This is a genomic window from Ekhidna sp. (assembly GCF_965227465.1).
Taxonomy (GTDB): Bacteria; Bacteroidota; Bacteroidia; order Cytophagales; family Cyclobacteriaceae; genus Ekhidna.
The window spans coordinates 1092320-1117273 of sequence record NZ_OZ245746.1 but is presented as its reverse complement, the minus strand read 5'-3'; the positions used below and the strand labels follow the sequence as shown (position 1 = coordinate 1117273).

The window sequence follows — 24954 nt, the reverse complement described above, 5'->3', positions numbered from 1 at the left end:
TTTCAAAATTTCTTAATTCATTATCAATTTCCAGTTGGAGGATTAGGTGGATCATCGAAAACTTCAACCCCTTCTCCGCCTCCGGAACTAGCAGCTAATCCCACTACACCTCCCGCTAGCAAAACTCCACCTCCAATTAGTAATGGATTCATTCCTTTTTTGAGCACCACTGGTATTTTATCAGATACCAACTCACTTCTTCCCTTTGGCACCACTACAATGGAATAATTCCCCTTATCCAGTGATTTAGGAATTTTACCAGAATAACTTGTTGATTCTATTCCTTCTGCTAGGGTTGATTTTAATAACTGACCTTGATACAATTCAACATCGTAGGGACCTTCCTCATGGTAATCGAACCACGAAAAATTGACATTCTTACCAATCTTTAAGTTTTTGGGTGCATCACTTAGTTCTATCGGAAACCGAGTGGCCTCAATCTCAAAGCGAAACATCAATTCACCGTCAAACGAACCAATCTGATTACTTCCATCAAAGGAAGCTTTGTACGGTCTTCCAGGAACCAAATCATTTAACTGGTAATCAATCGGTTCAGCATAATTATTTACCGAATGATAGATTTTAAGCTCATAGCGCTCACGTTCTGAATGTTTTGGCTCAATGGTAAAATCAAATTGTACTTGCTGATCAGAAACCTGAAAATTGGAGGTCGTGATGGTTTGTGAAAAAAGTGGGAGAATACCTAGAAGGCAAAAAAGCCGGAGAAAAGCAGACATGTTGTACAATGGTGGTTAGTTTACTTAAGTGTAAAATAGGGGAATTTAACTGAAAAAAAAGAGAATATAATGCTTTATCGATCAACCAACCGACACCTATGTCAGATCATGGAATATAAAGATGATGACTTATCCATCCCATTCTCAAAAACAACGATAAGCGTTTACCTTTGAGGTATGTCAAACAACATTTCAATTAGCTCTAAACTTCCAGCCGGAAGTACCAATATTTTCACCATTATGTCTAAGCTTGCCACAGAACATAAGGCGATCAACCTTGGGCAAGGATTCCCTGATTTTGAATGCGATGAAAAGCTTAAAAAGCTTGTTTCTAAATACGTCACAGAAGGTAAGAATCAGTATTGTCCAATGGCAGGACTACCCAAACTCAATCAAACGCTCAGCACCAAAATGGAACGGCTTTATGGAATGCCAATTAATCCAGATACACAAATTTGCATTACTGCTGGTGCCACGCAAGCGTTGTATACTGCTATAATGGCTTTTGTTCATTCAGGAGATGAGGTGATCATTTTTGAACCTGCTTATGATTGTTATACACCTCAGGTGCAATTGGCGGGCGGGACAGTTAAGCCCTATCAAATGACCTATCCGGATTATGAAATTGACTGGAATAGAGTCAAAGACATGGTGAATGACAAAACACGAATGATCGTTATTAATACACCTCACAATCCGAGTGGCACTATTCTCACTAAAACAGACATGCAGTCGTTAGAGAACATTGTAAAAGATACCAATATAATTGTACTAAGCGATGAAGTGTACGAACACTTGATCTATGATGGGGAGGAGCATCAAAGCGTGATGCGATTTCCTACATTGTTCAATCAATCAATGGCTGTCTTTTCTTTTGGGAAAACACTTCATGCCACTGGCTGGAAAATGGGGTATGTTGTAGGTCCCGAATATTTAATTAATGAATTCAAAACTGTGCATCAATGGAACGTATTCTGCACAAACTCATTTGTTCAGTTTGCTATTGCAGATTACCTCGTTGAGCCAAAAAATTACGAATACCTTCCCTCTTTCTTTGAAAAGAAAAGAGACACGATGAATTCGTTACTTTCAGAAACCCCATTGATTCCTAAAGTTGCCAAAGGCACTTATTTTCAAGCATATAGCTATGAAGAAGTCAGTAGTCTGCCGGACCTTGAATTCGCCAAATACCTTACTTCTGAAATTGGAGTTGCAGTTATCCCTATGTCTCCGTTTTATACCAATCCCCCTGGCGATAAGGTTATCCGTCTGTGTTTCGCAAAAGAAGAAAAAACCATAGAAGCGGCGGCAGAACGATTAATGAAGTTGAGGGGTTGAAGTATTCAAAAATGACGCATTTAGTCTCCTCCCTGGAGGAGAGAAAGAGGTGGGTCTAAGGAATGGTCATTTTTGAATAAGTTTTAATATATACCCACCCCTACCCCTCCCAGGAGGGGAATATAATATTTAGAATATAATGACTGAAAATTTAGAACGTACTTACTTCTTTGACTATGAGCACTCAGCTATTCAAGAGCTCGTGGTTGAGTATAAGAATTCAGACCTCTCAGAAATTGAAAAAGCCAGACAGCTTTACCTGAAGGTACGGGATGGCTGGAGATACAATCCTTATGATATTGTCTTCCGAAAAGATGTGCTAAAAGCAAGTTACATCGCCAAAAAAGATCATGGTCATTGTATTGATAAAGCGGTACTATATATCGCAGGTTTGCGCGGATTGGGAATTCCTGCAAAACTGCATCTTGCAAAGGTTAAAAACCACATTGCAGTCGATCGACTGACAGAAAAATTTGGTACAAACGAATTAACACCGCACGGCATGGTGGATGTTTATTTGAACGATAAATGGGTGAAAGCAACACCCGCATTTAATCAGGAGCTGTGTAGACTTACAGGTGTTGAGCCATTGGAATTCAATGGCGAGGAAGATTCGATTTTTCAGGAATTCAATAAGGATGGAAAGGAGTTTATGGAGTATCTGGATGATTATGGCTCATTTGATGACGTTCCTTTTGAATTTATTGAAGCGAATATGAGAGAAAACTATCCAAATCTTGACCGCTTACTCAATGAAGCAGGTGAACTTAAACTGTAATAATTAGTTTTGATAACATGGCAGAAACTACGCATTGGACAGGTTCCGAAAAATACTTATGTGATCCGGATCTAGCACAAGCTTTTCATATGGCTCGAACCTTAGGCATGCCTCTCCTGATAGAAGGTGAGCCGGGTACAGGGAAGACAGAACTCCCGATCCATTACGCCAAAGACAGGGGTCTTGACCTGGAGGTGTATCCTGTTGGATCGAAAAGTAATGTGGAACAGTTTGTGGCACGTTTTGATCATGTGAAGTACCTCAGGGATTCGCAAATTGAGATTCTCAATGCCCAACGTGAAGAAAAAGGACTGGAAAGCAGACTTTCCACCGGCGATAGAAATCCAGAATCTCTGGGTGATTATGTGGTGAAAGGACCAGCAGCAATTGCCTATAGCAAGCCAAATTCTGTGTTGCTGATTGATGAAATAGATAAAGCTCCCCGTGAGTTTCCCAACGATCTACTTTACGCACTTAGTCATCGCAAATTCATTATGCCAGAGTCAAATGAAGTGATTGAGGTATCGGAGGAGGATATGCCAGCGATCGTAATTACTTCCAACCGCGAACAGGAGTTACCAACCGCCTTTAAGGGCCGATGCATCTATCATTACATTCATTTCCCTGAAAAGGACGTAATGGAGAAAATCGTAGAAAAACATCATCCGAAACTTGATGAAAAGGTAGTGAAAGTAGCTCTGGATGTTTTTTACCATTTAAGAAGACTGGGATTGGAGCGCTCTCCAACTACAAGAGAAGTGCTAAATTGGCTGAAGTATATGAGTGATAAATCTCCGAAGGACGCAGTTGAGAAGATACAAGGACTTGAAGGTGTGGGTGCGCTGATTAAAACGCAAGCAGACATGGAGCGAGTAAATCGAATGATTGGTGCAGGAGATAATTTAGGAACTTATTTGAATTAGTATGTTTAGCTCACTACCAGCATCCTTTCGAAAACATAGCCTCAAAGCAGACGTTCGTACGCTGCTTATTCTGAGGAAAGCCATGCAGAAAGGACTGGTGAAAACATTGGGAGATCTTCATAATACTTTAAAGGGTATTGTTGTCAAAGAGCCGGAAGACATTGGACCGTTTACCAAAGCATATTATGAATACTTCCTGGCCGTTCCTATTGCTCCGGGCCAAACACTCGAGAATGCAATACTTCGATCCGAGACGTTCCAAAAATGGAAGACCAGCTATGTTGATGAAGCTGATATTGAGATAGAGCTGTCAGAAGAAGAATTAGTGAATACCTTTCTGGATCAGGTGCACCTCACCAGTTATGACATCAAAGAAGTAGTGAATGGAAAAGAGCTATGGGATAAAGACAACCCGGATCTTGAAGATGAAGATGCGCAAGATATTGATGGTCAGCCAGCCGAACGAGTTCTTGATAAGATGGCCGACTATTCTGACCTTTCGCTGGAGGAACTGCTTGAGCGTATGGAAAAAGTGAAAGATCAGCAGCGCACTAACCATAGCGGTGGTAGTCACTGGATAGGAACCGGAGGAATCTCTCCATACGGGCATGGAGGGGCAGCAAAAAACGGTATCCGTGTAGGTGGTCAAGGTGGCGGTCGTATGGCCAGAAAGGTCATTGGAGACAAAAACTATTTTCCAGTAGACCGTGATGCATTATTAAATGACAATAATGTAGATGCAGCATTGGCATCCATTAAAGGGGTAATCGAAGAGAGTGCGATTGAAAAACTTGACATTCCTCATACCATCAAATCCGGGTTGAAGCGCGGAGGCCTTTTTCTACCTGAGCTCACAAGCGAGAAGTTTGAGGAGCTCAAAATCATCGTACTGATAGATAATGGGGGCTACTCGATGGCACCATATGTCAAGAGTGTGCAACAGCTGTTTCGTAAAATGAAAACGCGCTTTTCGCATGACTTAGAAGTTTACTACTTCCACAACACTGTGTACGACCGTGTATGGATAGATGAGAGACGATCTACCTACATCTCCATTGACAAACTACTCATGCACAACAAAGACTACAGGGTCTTCTTTATTGGAGATTCTGCAATGGCTCCATATGAATTGAGTTCACTGAGTATTCGAAATATTCAGGCCATTGCCAAGAAGTTTAAGAAAACTGTCTGGCTCAATCCGGAACCATTAAAATATTGGCCTGGGACGTATACCATTCAGGTAATGAAAGAATTAGTGCCTATGTTTCCACTTACGCCTCATGGAATTGAACGTGCAGTCAGAAAAATGAATTCCAAAAGCACCGAGGGCTAAAGCTTCAATCTAAATCCGAAAACCGGAAAGCCCCTTTGAAGAAAATCAAGATCCTCCGAACGCTCAAACCGCATTTTCTCGTACATCTCCCAAGCCACCCTCATCGCCTCGGTTGTATGAATGATCATCTCCTGTAAGCCTTGCATTTTAGCTTTTTCAATGCATGCGATCGTAAGTTTTCTACCCAGGCCCAGACCCCTTGCCTCTTTTGACACGGCCAGCAACCTAAAGCCAGCAGCATCTTTGACCCTAGTTGCAGTACCACCGGAACCATAATCCTTCATATCACCGATGTAAACCACTGCCCCAAAAATTTTATCTTCACTTTGGGCAACTAATAGATCTACACTTTCCTTATTGGCAAAGTCACCGATGTTGGCCAGCATTTCATAATAGTTGGGTTGTTCCTCCTGAGCAGGAAAGCCATCAAGGTTTGCATATACATTGACCATGAGTTGGCCAATTTCTGCATACATATCAGGGGTAGCTATAGTAATCTCAACGTTATGATCACTGTTCATTAAGCCCTAAGAAGATATATGGTCATTATACAGATGATGAAATAGGTCGTAAGAGTAGCTGCCCCTGCATAATCCTGAGCGATTCGTTGACCGAAGAAAAGCGCGAGAATGGATAATGTAGCTAACTGAGCACCTATCATAGCTATTTGAATACCTTCACCGATGAGAATGAAGACAATTCCTACTGCTGAACATATACCAGCGGATACCTCTAACAAGGTAATTAAAGGCATCATAAGAGCTACGGTATTCTTGAGTGGACTTTTAGCAAAGTGACTCGATAGCCATTCTTTGTTACCCTTATAATTGAAGACCTTGTCAAGGCCGGATTGTAAAAAAAGAATTGCCAGAAAAGCAAGGCAAAGAATGGGTGCTGAGAGTAGAAGTGTTTTCATAGGTTTTAGAAATAAGGAAGTCAAGTTATTAAAAAAGTGAAGAATTAAGCTAAATCTTTATCTTCGTTTTATGTCGTCTGCGCTTAGAAACTCCATTCTTATTCTGGCTTTGGCTATCCTACTACCGGCAGCCATTTTTCACCGGTTTTGAGCTCGCAGCAGCAATTGAAGTCAATCATATTGACTTATAATATCCATAAGTTTTATTAATCCGAAAAAACGAACAAGTGTTACTTACATTCGTTTATGATAGTAATACTATTAAATAATATAGCTATGCTTTTATCAATAACAGTTTTACATTTAATGTCTTTCTTTTCAGCTGATCTTAGTGCGCTCGATGCTAATTATTGGATACGACAGGGGGATAGAGCATTCAATGAACAAAATATAGAGGAATCCATCACTCATTACTCTAGAGCAATTGAGGATAGACCTGCATCTGTGCTTGGATACCTGAAGCGAGCCAAAGCTTACAGAGCTTCGGGTCAATTCGAAAACTATACCAATGATGTTCAAAAAGCGATGCGTCTGGATCCAGTCTATACCAAGACATACTGGGAAAAAAGCAAAAATCGATCGGTGATCCCAAAATAATAATAGCTAAATCAAAACCTTAAGATCATGAAAACGAGAACTATAAACAGAATTTTAGAAGCAACTTTTCTATTCGCTATTATTCTATTGATCTATGTAATGTCGATCTTCACGGCAAAAGGTCAAATGACACGAGAGCTCTCGGCTCCACATGAGATTATACTCTCATACGCCAATGAAGAGAGCTTTAATACGGAAAGAATAATGAGTATGGATAAATACTTGCTACCTGCCTCGATAAGGCAAGGATCGATTAAGAGTAAAGAATTGAAATTTAATTCTTTTGCAAAAAGAGATAAAAATGAGGTTCCTCAGTCTAAGATTTTAATGCCAAAGAACGACTTAAGGAGAAGGAGAATTCAGAAATATCAGGCACCTTCTTTCCTGATACCATTTAATTAAAAATCAAGCAGTCGATTTAAAAGTAACGAGGAGTTACAATCTTAGATTTCGAAAAGACAAATCGATAGTTAAGCATAAATTCATGCGAGCCGGAATTTGCCTGACCTAAATCCGTCGTTGTGTAATCATATGCGTACCCAAAACGTAGTTGCGGATTAACCTGCAAATCAAAAAGTGCACTGATTGAGTCAAAGGAACGGTATGACAATCCAAACCAAACCCGATCATTGATTATCAGATTTGCATTGATATCCATCTCTAAGGGTGCTCCCGAAACGGATTTGACTAATCCACTTGGCTTTAGTTTTAGTACAGGAGTTAAGTCAAACACATATCCTGCTGTCAGAAAAAAGTGTCTTATTTGATTGGCAGAGACATCAGAGTTGTTGATTCCGGATATTTCTTTATTCAATAATACCGGTATCGATGCTCCTGCGTAAAATCTTTGTGAGGCATAAAACAACCCAGCTCCGAAGTTTGGTGCCATTTCACTTGCACTTAACTGGAGGTTTTGATCATTTAATCCCAAATCTGCATAGTTAATACTTGTTGATTGCAATCCCCCTTGTAATCCAAAAGAAAGCGTTCCCGATCCTGTTTGCATCATGTATGCATAGGATAGATACAAGGTGTTTTGCTCTGTAACTCCCAGCTCATCATGCGAGAAAAATGCGCCTAAGCCAATGTTTTTGTTAGGTATAGGTGAATGAATTGAAAATGTCTGAGACCTTGGAGCGCCCTCTATCCCAACCCATTGGATTCTCGCTAAAGCAGTAGCACTAATTGATTCATGACTACCAGCGTAAGCGGGATTAATAGCTAAGCCGTTAAACATGTATTGCGTATACATCGGCTGTTGCTGTGCTTGCAACTGACATATTGAGACAATAAATAAAAATAGAAATAAAGCCCTTACCTGCATTTTACAGTTACTTTGTTTGCAAAAAAACACCGTAATTTCTCTCTTGTTAAGAGTATTCGATGGTTCTGTATTTTGACACGCCGAACGCATGTATTTACCAGTTTGCACTTTTTGATATCCTCACGTTTTTTAAAATATCCGCACTTAACGATTCACCACTACAAATCCTGCCAGCGGCTTGCTACCATCACCTAAATCAATCAAATAATAGTAGGTACCATCCGGAACTATTTTTTCACCGTATGTGAGCCCTTTCGTAACCTCACTGGACCATACTCTGGACTGATTATCATACCCATCAATTTCAAAGACCTTATTTCCCCATCGGTTATAAATCTGGACATTATTATTTGGATATAACTCGATATCATTGATATAGAAGAAATCATTTACCCCATCACCGTCAGGCGTAAACCCTTTTCTTGGAGTCACCTTAAGGCAGACATCAGGATCCAAATAATTTGGAATACCATCTTCATCGCAATCGTCATTGGTCAAATCTCCATCGTCATTTGTGTCTTCATCTTCATCTATAATTCCATCACCATCGGTATCACACACATCCGGATCCTGGAAATTAGGAATACCATCTTCGTCGCAATCATCACTGTATGGATTACCATCACCATCAGTATCCTCTTCATCATCATCTATTCCATCACCATCCGTATCACATGGATCAGTGTCTAAGAAATTCGGAATTCCGTCTCCATCACAATCATCATTGTATGGATTTCCGTCTCCATCCGTGTCTTCATCATCATCTGTAATCCCATCACCATCCGTATCACAAGGATCTGAGTCCTGGAAGTTTGGAATACCATCTCCATCACAATCATCATTGTATGGATTGCCGTCTCCATCTGCATCCTCGTCATCGTCTAAAACTCCATCTCCATCCGAGTCGCATGAGTCATTATCCTGGAAGTTTGGAGTACCGTCACCATCGCAATCATCGTTATACGGGTTACCATCTCCATCCGTATCCTCATCATTATCTAAAATTCCATCTCCATCTGAATCACATGGATCTGAATCCAGGTAATTTGGAACACCGTCGGAATCACAATCATCGTTATTTGGATCACCATCACCATCACTATCTTCATCACTATCTAAAATTCCATCACCATCGGAATCACAAGGATCAGCATCTAAGTAATTTGGTGTACCGTCAGAATCACAGTCATCATTAGTCGGATCTCCGTCTCCATCAGTGCCTTCATCTTCTGTTGAAACACCATCCCCATCATCATCTTCATCTAAGTAATCAGGTGTGCCATCTCCATCGGTATCGTCATTAGTAGGATCACCATCTCCGTCTACATCTTCATCTTCAGTAGATACTCCATCACCATCATCATCTGTATCTAAATAATCTGGAGTGCCATCACCATCAGTATCGTCATTGGTTGGATCACCATCTCCATCAACATCTTCATCTCCTGTCGTAACACCATCGCCATCGTCATCCTCATCTATGTAATCCGGAGTGCCATCGCCATCACTATCATCGTTCGTTGGATCACCGTCTCCATCAATGTCTTCATCTTCGGTAAGGATACCGTCTCCATCATCGTCATTATCCAAATAATCCGGTGTACCATCTCCATCTGTATCGTCATTCGCTGGATCACCATCACCATCTACATCTTCTTCCTCTGTTGGGATACCGTCTCCGTCATCATCTGAATCTAAATAGTCAGGGGTACCGTCTCCGTCTGTATCATCATTCGTTGGATCACCATCACCGTCTATATCTTCATCAATTGTAGCCACACCATCTCCATCATCATCTGTATCTAAATAATCAGGAGTTCCATCTCCATCGGAATCATCATTCGTTGGATCTCCATCGCCGTTAGCATCTTCATCAAAATCCAAAATACCGTCACCATCAGAGTCGCCCGCCAGGATAGTTAGCTCATCAGATGTTGTATCAGATGTGCTGTTTCCAGCCGCATCTGTTGCAGTTACTTGTACTTCATTGGCACCACCAATATTTGGATTAAATGTACCTGAAGCAGGTGTCGCTGTTTCGGTATTCACACTCCAGTTTCCATTGGCATCAGCGGTAACTATATAGGTAGCGCCTCCAACTATGACAGTAACCGTGCTACCTGGTTCAGCAGTACCTCTGATGATTGGAGTAGTATCATTGGTGATTTGACTGAACACCACAGGAACAACCGGATCAGTCGTATCGATAGTCAATTCATTGGAGGTATTATCAGTTGAAGAGCAACTACCCAAATCAGCAGTTACAACCACTTCATTGACTCCATTCACATTTGGACTAAATGTTCCGCTTGCAGGGGTTCCTGAAGTGTTAACTGACCAATTACCACTGCCATCAGTAGTCGTGTTAAAAGTTGCTCCTCCTACCACTACACTAATGTTACTACCTGCATCAGCTGTTCCCGTAAGGGTTGGTGAGGTATCGTTAGTTATCAAATTAGTCACGGTTGGTACAGCAGGCAATGCATTGACCACCACTGCAAAGGAGTTGGCACTACTTGAACATCCTGAGCCCGAATTTTGAACGGTAATGCTAGCATTGTAGGTAGCTGCACTGGCCGCTGCAGGGATAGTTAATGAAATTGGGCTTGAACCTAGGGAAGCGTTCGAAATATCCACAAAACCTTGCGCTTCGGCAGTCGCATCAAAATCAATGCTGTACAGATCAGGTGATCCTGTCGTTCCTGAATAACTTAAGTCAGCAGAAGATTCTCCCCGACAAACTTCGGGATTGGTTCCAATGGTAATGGAAGGTCCGACAGGATCATTCAAGGTGACACTTGCAATAACATTGGAGTTGCAGCCACCCAAGGAAACACTAATATTGGAATAGGTTCCTGCTTGCAAGCCAGTAATAGTAAGATTACCTCCACCGTCTGATCCAATAGTTGTACTTACAGCAGATGTTCTGGTGTAGCTTACCGAATAACTTGTTGAGGCCTGTAATCCGGTCAGCTGAATGAACCCTTCATCACCTCCACAAGTAGTCGGATCGGTCAGTGTGCCTAAAGTAATGGTTGGAGATGAAGGGTTAGTTAGTGTTGCTGCTATATTTTTTGACACACATCCACTATTTGTCACGTTTATCTCTGTATAGCTCCCTGCCGGAAGGTTTTCTATCAAATATTCTCCATCTGCGTTTGAAGTAATATTAAGTGCTGAGGCATCTACTCCATCTAATTTAAAATTAAGTTCATATGGGGTATTAGAAGCCAGACCAATAATTTCAATCGAACCATCTCCACTGGTACAAGATGCTGGATTAACTACGATACCAACTTCAATGTCCGGTGGATTAAGTACAATACTTGGTATGATATTCGATTGACACCCGTCACTTTCACGAACTGCAAAAACATTTTTATAGCTACCGGAATTAAGACCATTAATCTCAATGGTGCCACCAGTAGAAGTCAATCCTGTAAGTGTATTTGTGCTCCCATCCTTGTCAAAGGATATCGTATATGATTCACTATCAACAAATCCATTCAATTCAATTTTACCATCCACAGAAGCGCATGAAGTAGGATCTGTTCCAAATGAAGAACTGATTGATGGAGGAGATGGGTCTGTTATTGTGATCGGACCATCAATTTGATTTGAAACGCATCCACTGTTTGTCACACGGATGTCTGTGTAATTGCCATTCGATAAGCCAGAGATAGGTAGTAAACCAGACGATAACGAGGTGATGCTTGTGCTTACATCAGATCCATTGGCTTTATATTCCACTGTGTAGGTTGTACTGGCTTCCAATCCATCCAACAATATGACACCATCTGAACCTCCGCATGTTGAGGCATTTGTGGTGCTGTTAATTGATATGGTTGGTACTGCAGGATCATTTAGCGTAATTGGACCAGCCATTGAATTTGAGGTGCAACCTGATTTTGATGTACTAATGTTGGTATAATCTCCAGCGTTGAGTCCATTTATAAGGATCATGCCGCTACCATCAGAAGTTATCGAAGTGGAAACTGACGTACCATCTTTTTCATAATTAACTACATAATTGGTTGAGGCTGTCAGTCCTGAAAGTTCAATGCTTCCATCCGTCCCAGAGCATGTTGTTGGGTTATTTACCGCTGCAAGAGCAATCACCTCAGCTGAGGGATCCGAAATGACAACATCCGGATCTTCTAATGAAGTACATCCTGAAACTGTAATTCCCAGATCAGTGTAAGTCCCTTCGGTAGCCAGAATGGTGGCGGTTCCTCCATTCACACTGACATTACTGAATGATCCTGCGTTGTGATCTATTGTATACAATCCGTTTGGAACATTTGTAAAGGAAAGAGAGATTGTTCCATTTCCTCCGCATGTCACCGGATTTGTACTTCCGGTAACTGTAATAGCCGGAATTAATGGATCAGTTAGCATTACATCAATATTTTCAGTAGAAACACATCCTGAAATGTCGAGCGTGATATCATTGTACGTCCCATCTGGCAGCCCTGAAATAACCGCTGCTCCGCTATTAACAGATACATTCGAAAAAGTCTGTGATACTAATGCTCCATCCACATAATTCAGGCTGTAGGATCCGTTTGGTACATTCGTGAAACTCAAAGAAATGCTTCCATCAGATCCACCACAGGTGGTAGGTGAATTGCTTTCTACCAAAGTAATTGTTGGAATTGCCACTATATCTAGTGAACCTGATGCAGATGAAGTATTACTACCACTATCAGACACCTCAGCAATAATAGCATAGGTAACACCTCCATTAAATGCACCTAAAGTTCCACTTGCCGGAGTATCTGTACTGGTATCCACTCTCCAATCGCCACTTGCATTTGGAACAACCGTGTAGGTAGCTCCATTAATTTCAAGGGTCATTGTCTCACTGGCATTTAATCCAGCCCCAGTACCTGTGGTGCCAGTTATTATAGGATCAACTCCATCACATATAACTTGACTTGATACTGTTGGAGATGCAGGTGCTGAAGTATCTATTACTAATTCACCAGTCGTTGAATCTGTGGAACTGTTTCCTACTGAATCAGTAACAGTAACTACGACCTGATAAGTAGACCCATCGGTAAATGTTCCTAATGTTCCACTGCTTGGTGTATCTGTTTCTGTGTTAACACTCCAGTTTCCACTAGCATCAGGAATTACTGAATAAGTTGCCCCATTAACTGTAACTGTCATAGTTTCTCCGGATGGTAAGGCACTACCCGTCCCGGTAGTACCAGTAATGATCGGGGTGGTGTCATTTGTTATCTGAGAATTAACTGTAGGAACAACTGGAGCGGTTGTATCAATTACTATTTCATCGGTTGTTGTGTCTGTGCGTGAATTTCCTACTCCATCTGTACTGGTTACAACTGCTTCATTAGGGCCGTTTGTATTAGGATTAAATACACCAGAGGAAGGAGTGGCAGTCTCAGTGTCTATCGACCAATTTCCACTAGCATCAGCTGTTGTCACATACGTTGCTCCACCTATTTCAAGTGTTACCGTACTTCCAGCTTCAGCAGTTCCGGTAATAACGGGAGTCACATCATTTGTAGTTAGTGAATTTACTGTTGGAATAACAGGGGCCGTTGTGTCAATTATTAATTCACCTGAAGTAACATCAGATGACGAGTTCCCAGCCGAATCGGCACTTGTTACCGATACCTCATTTGTTCCATTAACATCTGGATTAAATGTTCCTGATGTTGGTGTTAGAACTTCAGTATTGACAGTCCAATTGCCGCTTCCATCTGCTGTTACAATGTAAGTAGCTCCTCCCACTACTACTGTGACTGTACTTCCTGCTTCAGCTGTTCCTGTTATTATTGGACTCGTGTCATTCGTAGTTTGACTCGTCACTGTAGGTGTAACAGGTGCTGTTGTATCTATTACCAACTCATCTGTAGTGACATCTAAAGTGGAGTTGCCTGCTGCATCCGTGGAGGTGATACTGATATCATAAGTTCCCTCAGATAAGGCCGTAAACGCCCCACTCGTCGGAGTGGCTGTGCCCGTATCTACGGACCAGTTACCAGACGCATCCGCCACTACACTGTAAGTAGCTCCACCTATAGTGAATACGACTGTGCTTCCTGCTTCAGCTGTCCCTGTTATTATTGGACTGGTGTCATTCGTAGTTTGACTTGTCACTGTAGGCGTAACAGGTGCTGTTGTATCTATTACCAACTCATCTGTAGTGACATCTGAAGTGGAGTTGGCTGCTGCATCCGTGGAGGTGATACTGATATCATAAGTTCCTTCGCCAAGATCAGTAAACGGTCCGCCTGCAGTTGGAGTATCTGTTCCAGTATCGATACTCCAGTTGCCACTGCCATCGGCTGTCGTCTCAAAGGTTACTCCATTAATCACCACTGTAACCGTGCTTCCTGCCTCGGCTGTACCCTCAAGTATCGGTGATTGATCATTGGTTGTCTGAGTTGTTATTGTCGGAACTGCAGGAGATGTCGTATCAATTACTAGCTCATCGGTTGTAGCATCTGAAGAGCTGTTTCCTGCTTCATCAGTTGAGGTAACACTTACATCGTAGGTGCCCTCACCTAAATCTGTAAATGGTCCTCCAGCGGTAGGGGTGTCTGTTTCAGTATTGATACTCCAATCTCCACTCCCATCTGCGGTCGCCTCAAAGGTTACTCCATTAATCACCACTGTGACCGTGCTTCCTGCCTCGGCTGTTCCTGTTATTATTGGACTTGTGTCATTCGTAGTTTGACTCGTCACAGTTGGTGTAGCAGGTTCTGTTGTATCGATTACTAGCTCATCTGTAGTGACATCTGAAGTGGAGTTGCCTGCTGCATCCGTGGAGGTGATACTGATATCATAAGTTCCCTCAGATAAGGCCGTAAACGCCCCACTCGTCGGAGTGGCTGTGCCCGTATCTACAGACCAGTTACCAGACGCATCCGCTACTACACTGTAAGTAGCTCCACCTATAGTGAATACGACTGTGCTTCCTGCTTCAGCTGTTCCTGTTATTATTGGACTGGTGTCATTTGTAGTTTGACTCGTCACAGTTGGTGTAGCAGGTGCTGTTGTATCTATTACCAACTCATCTGTAGTGACATCTGAAGTGGAGTTGCCTGCTGCATCCGTGGAGGTGATACTGATATCATAAGTTCCCTCAGATAAGGCCGTAAACGCCCCACTTGTCGGAGTGGCTGTGCCCGTATCTACAGACCAGTTACCAGACGCATCCGCTACTACACTGTAAGTAGCTCCACCTATAGTGAATACGACTGTGCTTCCTGCTTCAGCTGTTCCTGTTATTATTGGACTGGTGTCATTCGTAGTTTGACTTGTCACTGTAGGCGTAACAGGTGCTGTTGTATCTATTACCAACTCATCTGTAGTGACATCTGAAGTGGAGTTGGCTGCTGCATCCGTGGAGGTGATACTGATATCATAAGTTCCTTCGCCAAGATCAGTAAACGGTCCGCCTGCAGTTGGAGTATCTGTTCCAGTATCGATACTCCAGTTGCCACTGCCATCGGCTGTCGTCTCAAAGGTTACTCCATTAATCACCACTGTAACCGTGCTTCCTGCCTCGGCTGTACCCTCAAGTATCGGTGATTGATCATTGGTTGTCTGAGTTGTTATTGTCGGAACTGCAGGAGATGTCGTATCAATTACTAGCTCATCGGTTGTAGCATCTGAAGAGCTGTTTCCTGCTTCATCAGTTGAGGTAACACTTACATCGTAGGTGCCCTCACCTAAATCTGTAAATGGTCCTCCAGCGGTAGGGGTGTCTGTTTCAGTATTGATACTCCAATCTCCACTCCCATCTGCGGTCGCCTCAAAGGTTACTCCATTAATCACCACTGTGACCGTGCTTCCTGCCTCGGCTGTTCCTGTTATTATTGGACTTGTGTCATTCGTAGTTTGACTCGTCACAGTTGGTGTAGCAGGTTCTGTTGTATCGATTACTAGCTCATCTGTAGTGACATCTGAAGTGGAGTTGCCTGCTGCATCCGTGGAGGTGATACTGATATCATAAGTTCCCTCAGATAAGGCCGTAAACGCCCCACTCGTCGGAGTGGCTGTGCCCGTATCTACAGACCAGTTACCAGACGCATCCGCTACTACACTGTAAGTAGCTCCACCTATAGTGAATACGACTGTGCTTCCTGCTTCAGCTGTTCCTGTTATTATTGGACTGGTGTCATTTGTAGTTTGACTCGTCACAGTTGGTGTAGCAGGTGCTGTTGTATCTATTACCAACTCATCTGTAGTGACATCTGAAGTGGAGTTGCCTGCTGCATCCGTGGAGGTGATACTGATATCATAAGTTCCCTCAGATAAGGCCGTAAACGCCCCACTTGTCGGAGTGGCTGTGCCCGTATCTACAGACCAGTTACCAGACGCATCCGCTACTACACTGTAAGTAGCTCCACCTATAGTGAATACGACTGTGCTTCCTGCTTCAGCTGTTCCTGTTATTATTGGACTGGTGTCATTTGTAGTTTGACTTGTCACTGTAGGCGTAACAGGTGCTGTTGTATCGATCACTAATTCGTTCGTCGTGGCGTCTGTCGCCGTGTTGCCCGCTGCATCCGTCACCGTGGCTACCACCTGGTAGGTCGTGCCGTCTACAAACGTGCCCGTCGTGCCTGCATCCGCAGCTACAGAGGTGTCTACACTCCAGTTGCCGATCGCATCTGGTACCACATTATAGGTCCCGCCATTGATCGTCACCGTCATCGTCTCTCCGGCTGGTAATGCTGCACCGGTCCCCGTCGTGCCGGTAACTACTGGATTCGTATCATTGGTCGTCTGGCTAACCACCGTCGGGGTGGTCGGATCGGTTCGGTCAATCACTAATTCGTTCGTCGTGGCGTCTGTCGCCGTGTTGCCCGCTGCATCCGTCACCGTGGCTACCACCTGGTAGGTCGTGCCGTCTACAAACGTGCCCGTCGTGCCTGCATCCGCAGCTACAGAGGTGTCTACACTCCAGTTGCCGCTCGCATCTGGTACCACATTGTAAGTCCCGCCATTGATCGTCACCGTCATCGTCTCTCCGGCTGGTAATGCTGCACCGGTCCCCGTCGTGCCGGTAACTACTGGATTCGTATCATTGGTCGTCTGGCTAACCACCGTCGGGGTGGTCGGATCGGTTCGGTCAATCACTAATTCGTTCGTCGTGGCGTCTGTCGCCGTGTTGCCCGCTGCATCCGTCACCGTGGCTACCACCTGGTAGGTCGTGCCGTCTACAAACGTGCCCGTCGTGCCTGCATCCGCAGCTACAGAGGTGTCTACACTCCAGTTGCCGATCGCATCTGGTACCACATTATAGGTCCCGCCATTGATCGTCACCGTCATCGTCTCTCCGGCTGGTAATGCTGCACCGGTCCCCGTCGTGCCGGCAACTACTGGATTCGTATCATTGGTCGTCTGGCTAACCACCGTCGGGGTGGTCGGATCGGTTCGGTCAATCACTAATTCGTTCGTCGTGGCGTCTGTCGCCGTGTTGCCCGCTGCATCCGTCACCGTGGCTACCACCTGGTAGGTCGTGCCGTCTACAAACGTGCCCGTCGTGCCTGCATCCGCAGCTACAGAGGTGTCTACACTCCAGTTGCCGATCGCATCTGGTACCACATTATAGGTCCCGCCATTGATCGTCACCGTCATCGTCTCTCCGGCTGGTAATGCTGCACCGGTCCCCGTCGTGCCGGTAACTACTGGATTCGTATCATTGGTCGTCTGGCTAACCACCGTCGGGGTGGTCGGATCGGTTCGGTCAATCACTAATTCGTTCGTCGTGGCGTCTGTCGCCGTGTTGCCCGCTGCATCCGTCACCGTGGCTACCACCTGGTAGGTCGTGCCGTCTACAAACGTGCCCGTCGTGCCTGCATCCGCAGCTACAGAGGTGTCTACACTCCAGTTGCCGATCGCATCTGGTACCACATTAAAGGTCCCGCCATTGATCGTCACCGTCATCGTCTCTCCGGCTGGTAATGCTGCACCGGTCCCCGTCGTGCCGGTAACTACTGGATTCGTATCATTGGTCGTCTGGCTAACCACCGTCGGGGTGGTCGGAGGAGTCAGATCAATAACCAACTCATCCGTCGTTATATCAGATGTGCTGTTACCTGCATCATCAGTAGAGGTAACGCTCACATCGTATGTACCCTCTATTAATGCACTAAATGTACCACTTGTAGGTGTTGCTGTCTCGGTATCTACTGTCCAATCTCCAGAACCATCAGCTATTACAGTAAAAGTGGCACCACCAATGGTAACCTCCACTGTACTTCCTGGCTCAGCAGTTCCTTCAATTATTGGTGTTGTATCATTGGTAGACTGACTTGTTATCGTAGGAGCTGCTGGAGGAGTCGTATCAATAACCAATTCGTCTACGGTAACATCTGCCGTCGCATTGTTTGCTTCATCAGTAGATGTTATGGCAACATCATATGTTCCATCTGCCAAGGCGCTAAAGGATCCACTTGCGGGAGTAACGGTTTCTGTATTGACCGACCAATTACCCAATCCGTCTGTAACAATCGAGAAAGTAGCTCCACCAATTGTAAATTCAACTGTGCTTCCAGCTTCTGCTGTTCCTCTTATGATTGGAGATGTATCGCTTGTGACCTGGCTCACAACTGTCGGAATTGCAGGGTCGGTCGTATCAATGATCAATTCTCCAGTGCTCGTATCGACATTTTCACATGTTCCATCACTTACCCTCACGCTCACCTCATTAATTCCATTGGTATTTGGAGCAAATGATCCTGAGGTAGGAGGCGCAGAAGTATCCACTGACCAGGAAGCCCCGGAAACTGTCGTGTTGAAGGTTGCACCAGCTACAACTACCTCAACGGTGTTACCATTATCACCCGACCCTGCGATGGTTGGCGTGGTTGAATTGGTTGTCTGGAAATCAATCGTTGGTGTGGATGGCAATGCATTTACCGTAATAGTGATTGGATAATCTCCTTCACATCCTGTTGTGGTATTAATAATCTTTAATGTCGCGTTATAGGCAGCAGGAGTCGCACCAGCCGGAACGCTTATGTTGATAGGGCTAGCAGGTAACGTTGCATTCAACACATCCACAAATCCTTCTCCCTCAGCTGTAGCATCAAAATCCAGCTGATATTTGGCAGGCGAATTTGTAGTTGCTGAATAGGTTAATTGGGCGTTTGTCTCACCAAAACATACTTCGGGATTAGTTCCTAATGTTATGGTGGGTGAAGGTGGATCATTTAATGTGGTGGATAATGAGTTTGAAGTACAATTATTCTCAGTAGCTGTTATAGAAATGTGAGCTCCAGCAGACAGTCCAGTTATGGTAATATTACCAGAACCATCAGCAACCAACGTCTGAGAGATTGTACTTGTTGTGAAATATCTAATAATGTAGCTCTGCGATGCACTTAATCCTGTAATTTGAATGCTCCCGTCCGAACCACCGCAAGTAGTTGGATCGACGGGAGTACCTAATGCTATGGTAGGAGCTGTTGGATCTGTAAGTGCTATTGATAGAGCGTTAGATGTACACCCACTGTTTGTAACCGTCAGGTTCGTATAATTTCCATCCGTTAACCCGGTAATGTTGTATTCTCCGTCGGCATCTGATGTGATGGTTGTAGTTGTAGCAGCAGATCCATCCAGATCATAATCTAAGTCGTAGGCTGTACTGGCTGCCAATCCGGTTATTTGAATGGAGCCATCTGTCCCATTACAAGTGGTAGGATCTGATGTTGTTCCCAGGGCAATATCTGGTGGGTTGAGTACCAGAGAAGGAATAATATTAGATTGACATCCAGTGCTTTGTTCCAGAACACTTATATTGGTATATGTACCCGCTGAAAGTCCTGTGATAATGTACGTTCCGCCAGTTGAATTAACCCCGGCTATCGTGGTTGTAGCCCCCCCATTGGTATAAGATACATCATAGGTGTCTGCATCATTCAGTCCGTTCAGATCAATATTTCCGTCTGTTGTAGCGCAAGTGGATGGATCTGTGCCTACTGTTGATGAAATGGTAGGAGGTGTTGGATCTGCGAGTGCAAATGGTCCGTCTATGAGATTTGAAACACAACCATTTTTCGTTACCTGAAAATCGGTATAATTTCCATCTGTTAACCCACCAATAATCAACGTTCCGTCAGCTTCTGATGTGACTGGATTAACAGCTACAGTAGCACCATCTTTTTTGTATGTCAGAGAGTAGTTAAGGCTATTTTCAAGTCCATCTAATACAATTTGTCCATCCGACCCGGCGCAAGATGTTGGATCTGAACTTGTGGAAAATGTGATTGTTGCTGTAACCGGATCTGTTAGTGTGAATGGGCCTGTTAGAATATTGGAATTACATGAAGTTTCTTCAACAGAAATATTGGTAACATCGCCGGATCCTAATCCACTAATCTGAATATTACCTGAAACATCAGTAGTTAATGACACAGCTACTGCTGTGCCTTCAAAAGTATAATCAACAGCATATGTTGTTGAAGCTGAAAGCCCACTTATTTCAACATAACCATCTGTACCTGAACATGTTGTTGGATCAACTGTTTGCACATGGGCGATTGATGGAGGAGTAGGATCAGTTAAAGTAACATCAGGATCTTCAGTAGAAGTACAACCACCAGTAGTAATGCTAAAATCATTGTAAGTACCTTCCCCTACAGACAATGTAGCAGTATTGGAAGATATGCTCACATTGGTAAATGTTCCTGTAGCGTAGCTAATCGTATAATTACCGTCCGCTACATTCGTGAAGGCCAGGTCGATGCTTCCATTTCCTCCGCATTGCGTTGGGTTAGTGCTTCCACTAATGGCAATAGTCGGTATTAATGGATCATTCAATACGACATCAACATTTCCTGTAGATGGACATCCTGCCACGGAAATGCTTATATCATTATAAGTTCCTTCGGCAACCGTTAATGTTGCTGCACCAGATGTTACTGATACGTTATTAATGGACTGAGAAACAGCCCCTCCATCTAAATAATTGATGGTATAAGTTCCGTTCGGAACATTTGTAAAGCTTAAATTGATTTTTCCGTCCGTGCCACTACATGTAGTGGGATCTGAAGCGCTTACTAAACTCACGCTAGGAATTGCGATAACACTTAATGTACCAGACGCTGAAGACTCATTAGATGCACCATCAGCGACCGTAGCATTGACGGTATAATCCATTCCTCCCGAGAAAGTACCTAATGCACCACTAGCTGGAGTATCGGTACCCGTATCAATCGACCAATTGCCACTTGCATCAGGTGTTACGTTATATGTTGCTCCATTTACTACCACCTGCATCGTCTCTCCTGCATTTAGAGCTGCACCTGTTCCTGATGTCCCGTTAATCACCGGGTCTGTTCCTACACACTCTGAACTACTTACAACCGTAGGAGCTGCTGGGGCTGTCGTATCAATGGTTAATTCCTTACTAGTAGCATCTGTGATACTATTTCCTGCGGCATCTTCAACTGTTACAATAACATCATATGAGATGCCATCGATAAAAGTGCCCAATGCCCCGCTATCTGGAGTGGCTGTTTCAACATTCACAGACCAATTTCCACTGGCATCTGGAGTCACCGAATACGTTGCTCCGTTCACCTCGACAGTCATGGTTTCGCCAGCCGGTAAAGCTGCTCCTGTTCCTGTCGATCCGGTAATAACCGGACTGGTGTCGTTGGTAGTTTGAGCGTCTACTATTGGCACTGTGGGTGCTGAAGTATCGATAGTTAATTCATTTGAAGAAGTATCAGTTGCCACATTACCTGCTGAGTCGGTTACCTGAGTGTTGATCTCATAATCTCCCTCAGTAAATGTTCCAAGTGTTCCGCTGGTGGGAGTTGCTAACGCCAAATCAATGCTCCAGGATCCATCGGCAACTGGTGTGACAGAGTAAGTTGCACCGTTTACAGTCACTGTCATTGTTTCACCAGCCAATAAAGCGGCACCTGTCCCTGTGCTCCCTGTTATTGTAGGGCTCGTATTATTTGTAATTTGTGAGTCTGAAGTTGGAGTAGCAGGCGGAACATCATCGTATATAGTTGAAACCTGAGTCGCCGCTGTGTTGGTGTTTCCGGCAATATCCTGTGCAGATCCAGCTGCTACATCAACAGTAATATCACCTGTACCATTTGGGGTCACCTCTACCGTGTACGTTTGGTTATTAACCTTCACAAAATTTGATGCTGATCCATTACCGATTGCTACATCCGTAATGTCAAAACCGAACACATCCTCATCAAAGGTTAAAGTAACAGTGTACGGATTAGTATTATTGACAATCGTTGGCTGACCTGAAATAACAACTGATGGACTGGTAACATCTATCACCAATTCACTACTGGTGGTATCCGGTGTAGCGCCTCCTGCCCCATCATCAATCACTGCATCTACATTGTATGTGCCATCTGTCGTAATCACACCTCCTGGTACTGCCAGCGACCATGTGGTGCCACTAATTGTCAATTCAGGATCCACTCCAAGCTCGTATATTTGGCTATTGACAGTTACAAATAATGTCTCACCTACTTCCAATGCTGCTGAACCAGTGATAGTAGGTGTCAGGGTATTGGTAGTTTGCGCTACCACTGTAGGTTCGGCTGGTGGGTTTAGCTCTATCGTTATTGTTGTTACATCCGAGCATAATCCACCGAATGAATAAGTTATTTCGTAAGTTCCAACAATGGATGCAGAAAGGTCAATAGTTCCATCAGTAGGATCAATGGTAACTTCACCAGGCGCAGAGAAATCGCCTCCGGAAAATCCAATGATTTGAGGTGTAGGATCACTTCCCGTGGTGTAGTAGGTAGGTGAGTCATACTGAATAGTTGTATTACTTACACATGTCTCGGTAATATCATTTTCACCTGATTCGGTTGGATCGCCATCTCCATCTGGGTCCGGATCTGTTCCATCAGTAGAAAAATCTTGTTCATCCGGGTTGCTACCATCATTGGGTCCAACATTTTTGATGGATACAACTGCCTGATTTTGATAAGTAGGTGCTGTAGCTGATGTCATATCAATCCTAACCACAAAGCGGATCGTTACACTTGTAGAAACATCAATTTTTGTCTCTGTAGATGTAAGTAACATTTGGGTTACAGCATCGCCATCAAAAGATGGATTCAATCCTCCCTGAGAGAATGAACCATTTATCACTTGTGGAGCTATTTGAAGTGAAGCGGTAGCTCCCGATGGGAGTCCTGCTGTAATATCTTCAATGATTTGCATGTTATCTGCATCATTGGTCGAGCTGAAATTTTCGACAACAAGATCATAAGTAACATCGAAAATTGAACCTGTTACATTATCAACGGCTACTTCATTTTTTGCAATACCGACATCTGCTGGGCAAAGTTCAATATCCAGAGAAAACGATTGTTCTGATGACTCACATCCTGAGATTGAACCAGCAGCAGTATACTGGCCTGGGCTGTTTACGGATATACTGGCGTTGGTTTCACCATTCAATTTGATACCATCTCGATACCATTGGTAAGAATCGAAACCAGCAGCCGTAAGAACAACTGGAAGGTTTTCAGGAATACATGTAGTTGAATTATAGCCATTAGGAGTCTCTACAACAGGGGAAGTGGTAAATCCGGAAAAGAATCCCGCTGCTCCATAGTTATCGAATGCATTTGCTAATGCTACTCGAAGTGGTCTTGGGCTCTCAACCGTAATGTCCCCGGTCAGCAATATATTAGAAGGACCAAGATCTTTAATTTTATAAGTGACATAATCCGAATTCCCGGTTACCGTTTGTGCCTCCGAAGTAATATCATATACTGTTCCTCCCATAGTCACTTCCACCGTTTCACCAGTTTCGGCAATGATTTGAAGCACTGCGGCTCCTAGTTGGGTAACATCAGAAATATCCACATTGGTACCTCCAAGACAAACAATTGGAGGAATGAAGTTCATACCTTGTTGTCGCTCGTTATAGGTACTTCCTGTTGGTGTGAATCCATTAAGCCCCTGGTACACATAAACAGGTTGATTGGATTGAATCAACATATTGTTATTGGCTGTGTAATCGGCAGTTGTAAATCTGTGATAATCACCGGCATTCACAATGATTGGGGTGGTGCTGCCATTCAGAAATACTTCCGTATTATCTATTGATGAAACAACGATCACATTTTCACTACTCTCACCCTCTCCCTTAACCAAAATGTATTCAAAACCCGTCTCCTCCAGTGAGGCGATCTGGTCCATACCAATATCTCTACCTGCCTGAGTACCTCCAGACCCATTAAGGGGTGGTGATCCTCCTAGCCACGACCCTGAATTCACCGCTATCGGCTTGTCAGAAGTAATTCTAGTGCCATTGACATCATTCAAATTAGCAGTACCATCGGTATTTCCTGGCCCATCAGTGGAGCTATTTGCAAATGCTGCTAAAACATAGGATTCACCAGCGCTTAGCATTATTGGGATTGAACCTGAATCCTCTACAGCTTGAGCGACTCCTTCAAAGTCCACATCTCCAAAGTCTGAAATAGTAATATTGGTGTCATCTTCTGTTGCCATGAAGCTGATAACATGCGCTTTATTATTAGTTGAGGCGCTAACATTGTAGAGGTGTCCTGATCTGAATTCTGTTCCCAGGCCTGCTGTACCTTTAGAAGTAAGCGAGGCAGCCTGAGCTCCGGCTAACACCCTAATACTTGCAAAAAAGGCCTTATTAGCACTTAGAATTAGTCCCTCTCCAGTGCTAACCGCAGTGGCGAGGTTTCCTGCTGGTACCAAAAACTCGGTACCCGTGCCAGTACCCAGGTTTATTGATGCAGGAGAAGATCTACTGATCGATTGTGTATATAGCAGGTTGCCAGCACCATCTGTTACTGTGACATCAAAAGCTGTGGTCTGTGGGGTACTCAACAATAAGAAAACACCATCAGTAGCTGCATTGGCTCTCGCATACATTGGAGGAATGAAGTGTTTGGTATCCAATTGCGCATTGGAAATTAATGAGCTGAACAATCCAACTAGAATAGATACGACTAAGCTTAATTTTCTCATATATAACTGTTGT

Annotated in this window: 11 protein-coding genes; 6 read left to right on the top strand and 5 right to left on the bottom strand. The window is 43.7% G+C overall.

Annotated features, from left to right (window positions below; genetic code table 11):
• Positions 1 to 23: 23 nt before the first annotated feature.
• Complete coding sequence (locus tag ACO05G_RS04980; RefSeq protein ID WP_421764967.1) at positions 24 to 737, bottom strand: hypothetical protein; 714 nt, start codon at positions 735 to 737, stop codon at positions 24 to 26.
• A 177-nt stretch (positions 738 to 914) separates the two neighbouring features.
• On the opposite strand from ACO05G_RS04980, the gene ACO05G_RS04975 reads away from it, so the two are divergent.
• From ACO05G_RS04975 to ACO05G_RS04960, 4 genes are all read left to right on the top strand, one after another.
• On the top strand, positions 915 to 2075 hold the full coding sequence (locus tag ACO05G_RS04975) for a methionine aminotransferase (protein WP_421764966.1): 1161 nt from the start codon (positions 915 to 917) through the stop codon (positions 2073 to 2075).
• A gap of 139 nt (positions 2076 to 2214) precedes the next feature.
• A complete protein-coding gene (locus ACO05G_RS04970; RefSeq protein WP_421764965.1) occupies positions 2215 to 2853 on the top strand; it encodes a transglutaminase-like domain-containing protein in 639 nt (212 codons plus the stop codon).
• 17 nt (positions 2854 to 2870) lie between these two features.
• Positions 2871 to 3776 (top strand): MoxR family ATPase, encoded by a 906-nt coding sequence (locus tag ACO05G_RS04965; RefSeq protein WP_348282759.1) that lies wholly within the window; start codon positions 2871 to 2873, stop codon positions 3774 to 3776.
• 1 nt (position 3777) lies between these two features.
• Entirely contained in the window at positions 3778 to 5109 is a 1332-nt protein-coding gene (locus ACO05G_RS04960; protein WP_421764964.1) for a hypothetical protein, read from the top strand.
• On the opposite strand, the gene ACO05G_RS04955 is transcribed toward ACO05G_RS04960, so the two are convergent.
• The gene (locus ACO05G_RS04955; protein WP_421764963.1) at positions 5106 to 5630 is read right to left on the bottom strand and encodes a GNAT family N-acetyltransferase; all 525 of its coding nucleotides are present in this window, start codon (positions 5628 to 5630) and stop codon (positions 5106 to 5108) included. The genes ACO05G_RS04960 and ACO05G_RS04955 overlap by 4 nt on opposite strands.
• Positions 5630 to 6025: a DoxX family membrane protein gene (locus ACO05G_RS04950; RefSeq protein ID WP_421764962.1), complete on the bottom strand. Its 396-nt coding sequence runs from the start codon at positions 6023 to 6025 to the stop codon at positions 5630 to 5632. Before ACO05G_RS04950 ends, ACO05G_RS04955 begins: the two co-directional genes overlap by 1 nt.
• A gap of 276 nt (positions 6026 to 6301) precedes the next feature.
• On the opposite strand from ACO05G_RS04950, the gene ACO05G_RS04945 reads away from it, so the two are divergent.
• Positions 6302 to 6622 (top strand): tetratricopeptide repeat protein, encoded by a 321-nt coding sequence (locus ACO05G_RS04945; RefSeq protein ID WP_421764961.1) that lies wholly within the window; start codon positions 6302 to 6304, stop codon positions 6620 to 6622.
• 27 nt (positions 6623 to 6649) lie between these two features.
• The gene (locus ACO05G_RS04940) at positions 6650 to 7024 is read left to right on the top strand and encodes a hypothetical protein (protein ID WP_421764960.1); all 375 of its coding nucleotides are present in this window, start codon (positions 6650 to 6652) and stop codon (positions 7022 to 7024) included.
• A gap of 16 nt (positions 7025 to 7040) precedes the next feature.
• Here ACO05G_RS04940 and ACO05G_RS04935 read toward each other — a convergent pair whose 3' ends face one another.
• On the bottom strand, positions 7041 to 7946 hold the full coding sequence (locus ACO05G_RS04935) for a type IX secretion system membrane protein PorP/SprF (protein ID WP_421764959.1): 906 nt from the start codon (positions 7944 to 7946) through the stop codon (positions 7041 to 7043).
• A 144-nt stretch (positions 7947 to 8090) separates the two neighbouring features.
• Positions 8091 to 24941, bottom strand: a complete 16851-nt coding sequence (locus ACO05G_RS04930; protein ID WP_421764958.1) for an Ig-like domain-containing protein — start codon at positions 24939 to 24941, stop codon at positions 8091 to 8093.
• Positions 24942 to 24954: the final 13 nt, after the last annotated feature.

Bases quoted from the DNA above. Each gene is read 5' to 3' on its own strand.
- ACO05G_RS04980 (WP_421764967.1), bottom strand. From the start codon at position 737: ATGTCTGCTTTTCTCCGGCTTTTTTGCCTTCTAGGTATTCTCCCACTT.
- ACO05G_RS04975 (WP_421764966.1), top strand. From the start codon at position 915: ATGTCAAACAACATTTCAATTAGCTCTAAACTTCCAGCCGGAAGTACC.
- ACO05G_RS04970 (WP_421764965.1), top strand. From the start codon at position 2,215: ATGACTGAAAATTTAGAACGTACTTACTTCTTTGACTATGAGCACTCA.
- ACO05G_RS04965 (WP_348282759.1), top strand. From the start codon at position 2,871: ATGGCAGAAACTACGCATTGGACAGGTTCCGAAAAATACTTATGTGAT.
- ACO05G_RS04960 (WP_421764964.1), top strand. From the start codon at position 3,778: ATGTTTAGCTCACTACCAGCATCCTTTCGAAAACATAGCCTCAAAGCA.
- ACO05G_RS04955 (WP_421764963.1), bottom strand. From the start codon at position 5,630: ATGAACAGTGATCATAACGTTGAGATTACTATAGCTACCCCTGATATG.
- ACO05G_RS04950 (WP_421764962.1), bottom strand. From the start codon at position 6,025: ATGAAAACACTTCTACTCTCAGCACCCATTCTTTGCCTTGCTTTTCTG.
- ACO05G_RS04945 (WP_421764961.1), top strand. From the start codon at position 6,302: ATGCTTTTATCAATAACAGTTTTACATTTAATGTCTTTCTTTTCAGCT.
- ACO05G_RS04940 (WP_421764960.1), top strand. From the start codon at position 6,650: ATGAAAACGAGAACTATAAACAGAATTTTAGAAGCAACTTTTCTATTC.
- ACO05G_RS04935 (WP_421764959.1), bottom strand. From the start codon at position 7,946: ATGCAGGTAAGGGCTTTATTTCTATTTTTATTTATTGTCTCAATATGT.
- ACO05G_RS04930 (WP_421764958.1), bottom strand. From the start codon at position 24,941: ATGAGAAAATTAAGCTTAGTCGTATCTATTCTAGTTGGATTGTTCAGC.